At 69.7% G+C, this 4,152-nt stretch carries 5 protein-coding genes and 1 pseudogene; all 6 read right to left on the reverse strand.

Annotation, left to right across the window (positions count from 1 at the left end):
• Nucleotides 1–535: pseudogene (locus ASG00_RS18625) on the reverse strand (GMC family oxidoreductase); the annotation flags it as partial.
• On the reverse strand, nt 532–1,263 hold the full coding sequence (locus ASG00_RS13435) for an ABC transporter ATP-binding protein (protein ID WP_056210209.1): 732 nt from the start codon (nt 1,261–1,263) through the stop codon (nt 532–534). The gene ASG00_RS13435 and the pseudogene ASG00_RS18625, both read right to left, overlap by 4 nt.
• Complete coding sequence (locus tag ASG00_RS13440; RefSeq protein WP_056210211.1) at nt 1,260–1,970, reverse strand: ABC transporter ATP-binding protein; 711 nt, start codon at nt 1,968–1,970, stop codon at nt 1,260–1,262. Before ASG00_RS13440 ends, ASG00_RS13435 begins: the two co-directional genes overlap by 4 nt.
• Nucleotides 1,967–3,001, reverse strand: coding sequence for a branched-chain amino acid ABC transporter permease (locus ASG00_RS13445; RefSeq protein ID WP_056210213.1), 1,035 nt, complete (start codon nt 2,999–3,001; stop codon nt 1,967–1,969). Before ASG00_RS13445 ends, ASG00_RS13440 begins: the two co-directional genes overlap by 4 nt.
• Complete coding sequence (locus ASG00_RS13450) at nt 2,998–3,873, reverse strand: branched-chain amino acid ABC transporter permease (protein ID WP_056210215.1); 876 nt, start codon at nt 3,871–3,873, stop codon at nt 2,998–3,000. Before ASG00_RS13450 ends, ASG00_RS13445 begins: the two co-directional genes overlap by 4 nt.
• 7 nt (nt 3,874–3,880) lie before the next feature.
• The coding region (locus ASG00_RS15510) for a hypothetical protein (protein WP_200930934.1) at nt 3,881–4,152 on the reverse strand (272 nt) is incomplete at its 5' end.

Genomic DNA, 4,152 nt, shown 5'->3' on the forward strand with positions numbered 1-4,152 from the left:
CACCCTCGATCGACCCCGAGTTGTAGTCGGGGTTGCGCTCGAGCCCCCACTCCACGGCGGCGTCGATGATCGACTCCTGAATCGGATGCATCGGCTGGTTCTCCTCGATCGGGAGCAACCCCTCTGTGCCGCGCGCGGGATCCGGCGCGCCGCGCCAGCCCTCGATGCGCCGGTAGACCGGTTCGACGTCCGCCCAGGCCCAGCCGGGGCATCCGTCCGCCGCCCAGCCATCGAAGTCGGACGGCAGGCAGCGCACCCAGATCGCGGCGTTCAGGGAATGGGACCCGCCGAGCACCCGCCCGCGCGGCAGATGGATGCGGCGGCCCGCCGCGTGCGCCTGCGGTGCCGTGTAGTAGTCCCAGTCACGCTCGGTGTGCCAGAGGTCGGGGATGTGACTGAGGTCCTGCACGAGCTCGGTGCGGTTGGAGGGGCCCGCCTCGACGATCAGCACCCGCTTGCCGGCGTCGGCGAGTCGGCGGGCGACGATCGATCCGGAGGTCCCCGCGCCCACGACGATGTAGGGGTAGTGGGTCATGATTGCTCCTCTGCTTCGGTGAGTCGGTAGGCGGCCGCGAGCTGCTCGGGCTGATCGCGCAGCGTCGCCGCGCTCTCACGGAGGGGGACCTCCCCCTGCGCGAGCACGACGGCCGAGGTCGCGAGATCGAGCGCGACATGGGTGAACTGCTCGATGAGAAGGATGCCGACGCCGCGCGCGGCGACGCTGCGCAGGACCGGTACGAGACGCGCGACGATCACCGGCGCCAGTCCGAGCGACATCTCGTCGATGACGAGGTATTCGGGGCGGGCGGCGAGCGCGCTTGCGAGCGCGAGCATCTGCTGCTGTCCGCCCGAGAGCGAGCCCGCCGCACGGTCGGCGAACCCGTGCATCTCGGGGAAGATGTCGAGCATCTCCTCGACGGCGGCACCGCGGTCGCGCCGCGGCAGGAGGACAGCCGCGATCTTCAGGTTGTCGGCGACCGAGATGTCGGTGAAGACGCGGTGGCCCTCCTGCATGGTCGCGAGACCCGCCCGCCGCACCCGGTTCGGACGCAGCCCGCGGATCGCCCGGCCGTCGAGCTCGATGTCGCCGCGGATGTCGCGCAGCAGCCCCGCGACCGCCAGCACGAGCGAGGACTTCCCCGCCCCGTTCGCCCCGAGCAGCGCCGTCACCTCGCCGCGCGGGACGGTGAGATCGACACCGCGCACCACCTCGCGCCCGCCACGACGGATCGTGAGGTCGCGGATCGCCAGCTGCTCGCTCATGCCTTCTCCTCCTCGATACCGAGATACGCCTTGCGGACGTCGGGGGACGTGAGCACCTCGGCCGTTGACCCGGCCGCGATGCGGCGCCCGAAGTCGAGCACCGCGACGGTCGCGCACGCGGCACGCACGAGATCCATGTCGTGGTCGACGAGGAGGACCAGCGCGCCGGTCGTCGCCGGAATCCCGGTGATCACCCCGAGGAGCATCTCCGACTCGGCCGGATCGAGACCGGCGGCGGGCTCGTCGAGCAGCACGAGACGCGGCTCGCCGACGACGCAGCGGGCGATCTCGACGAGACGCCGTTCGAGGATCGTGAGGTCGCTCCCGAGTCGGTCCCGCCCATCCAGGCCCACGTAGTCGAGCGCGGCGTCGACCGACGCTCGGGTCGCGCCCGAGTTCTCCGCCGCGAGGAGGAGGTTCTCACGCACGGTCAACGACCGGATCACCTGCTCCTGCTGGAACGATCGGCGCAGCCCCCAGCGGGCGCGACGATGCCGCGGCACGGCCAGCAGCGACTCCCCGTCGATGTGCACACTCCCCTCCGCGGGGATGGCGAACCCGGAGAGCACGTTGAAGGTCGTGGTCTTGCCGGCACCGTTCGGTCCGATGATCCCGCAGACGCCGTCCTCGAACTCGAGGCTGACCGCGTCGAGCGGGGTGACGCCCCCATAGCGCACGGTGACGCGATCGATGACGAGGCGGCTCATGCGGTCACCTCGCGTGCACGTGAGGCACGGCGCGGTGTTCGCCATCGACGCGCCAGCGCGGCGACCGAGCCGGCGATGCCGATCGGATTGGTCGTGATGGCCTGGATCGTGCCGAGGCCCAGGATGATGAACACGAGATCGCCGCTCACTCCCCAGGCCTGGAGCAGCACGGGCACGCCGTAGAAGAAGATGCCGCCGATCACGGCGCCGCTCAGTGAGAACGTGCCGCCGATGAGCACCGTCGCGAACAGCAGCACGGACTGCTGCGCGCTGAAGGTCGTCCCGGTGGAGTCGAGCACCCCCGTGTTGGCCGCGAGGAGCGCCCCCGACAGACCGGTGATGAAGCTGGTGATCAGGAGGGCCAGAATGCGATAACGCGTCACCGGGATGCCGAGGGTGATGGCGCCCGCCTCACCCTGCCGGATCGCCGCCCAGGCGCGTCCCACCCGGGAGGACAGGAGCCACCAGACAGCGAGGAACACGACCGCGACGACCACCGCGACATACCGGAAGTAGGCATCGTCCGAGGCACCCCAGGTCGGCCGCGGCATGGTGTCGGGAACCGTGCCGGCGGGGAGACGCCCGAGGAACCCGGTTCCGCCGTTCGGGAACCCGGTCGCCGTGATGACGACCTGGATGCCGCCCGCGATCATGAGGGTCACGATCGCGAGGGAGAGTCCCGAGAGCTTGAGAGCGGGAAGGCTCAGGAGCGTTCCGATGAGCGCCGTGACGACGGCCGCCGCCACCGCGACCAGCTCGAACGGCAGATCGGTCGCGTAGTAGAGGCGCAGCGTCACCCATCCGCCGACAGCGACGAGGGCGATCTGCATGAGCGACACGAGTCCGAGGCGCCCGTAGAGGATGCCGGCGGCGAGGGCGGCGAGCGAGTAGATCGCGCATGCGGTGAGCGCGAAGAGGCCGGACCCCTGGCCGATACCGGGGAGGAACGGGATGACCACCGCCAGCGCGAGGCCCACGAGGAGGCCGATCGCGCCGACACGGGTGTTTCGGCGGGCGAGGAAGGAGATCATGAGCGCACCACTCCGATGGTCAGCACGCGACGTCGGCCGATGAGGATGACGACGGTGGCGATGAGGAAGGGGACGATCGTCGCGTAGGCGGTGATCGGCTCCCACGCCGACGCGAGGGTCTGCAGGACACCGATCACGAGTCCGCCGACCAGCGTGAGCCACAGTGAGGAGAAGCGTCCGATCACGACGGCCGCGAGCTCGGGGATGATGAGGAAGGTCAGGAAGGCGGGCTCCAGGCGGGTCTGGTTGGCGAGAAGGATGCCGGAGGCTCCGGCGATCGCGCCCGACAGCGCCCAGGCGACGTTCTCGACGAGTCGCACGTTCGTGCCGACGACCGAGGCGAGCTCGCGGTCGCTGGCGAGCGCTCGCATCGACATGCCGATGCTCGTGTAGCGGAAGGCCAGCACCGTGGCGACGACGACGAGCACGGCGAGCAGGAGGCAGATGATCTGCGTGAGGTTCACGCGGCTGCCGCCGACGTTGATCGCGATCGAGCTGGTGTCGAGCCGCAGAGTGCGGGCCTTGTCGTTCCAGGTGAACAGCAGCACGCCGATGATGACGAGGGCGAAACCGAGGGTGGCGATCGCCTTGCGCAGCTCGTCGATGCGCGCGAGATAGGGGCCGGCGAGCAGCCCGAACAGCAGGGCGGCCGCAGCCGCGATCAGGATGCACACGGCGATCCCGATCGCGGGCTGCAGACGTCCTTGGGTGGGAACCAGCTGCCACAGCAGCATCGCGGCCAACGCACCGATGGCGCCGTGGGCGAAGTTGAGGACGCCGGTCGTGCGGTAGAGCACGAGCACCCCGACTCCGGACAGGGCGTACACCGAACCGATCACGAGGCCGGCGACGAGGAAGGGCAGCAGATTCATGGTGTGATCAGTTCCCCGTCAGAAGACCCTGGGACTGCTCGGCCTGTTCGATCGAGGTCAGTTCGGGGTCCGTCACGTTCTGGCAGCCCTCGAGCTCCTGCCACTCGCCGTTGACGAGCTTTGCCATGCGGGTCGCGTGGTTGGCGTGATGCTGGTCGGCGACGCCGTAGTACCACGGGGCGCACAGGAGGTCGGAGGAGAAGCCCTTGATTCCGAGGAGCGCCTGCGAGACGGTGTCGCGGGTGATCTTCGACGGATCCGGGAACTGCTTGATGAGGG

This window comes from Microbacterium sp. Leaf351, assembly GCF_001423825.1.
In the GTDB taxonomy this organism is placed as follows: domain Bacteria; phylum Actinomycetota; class Actinomycetes; order Actinomycetales; family Microbacteriaceae; genus Microbacterium; species Microbacterium ginsengisoli.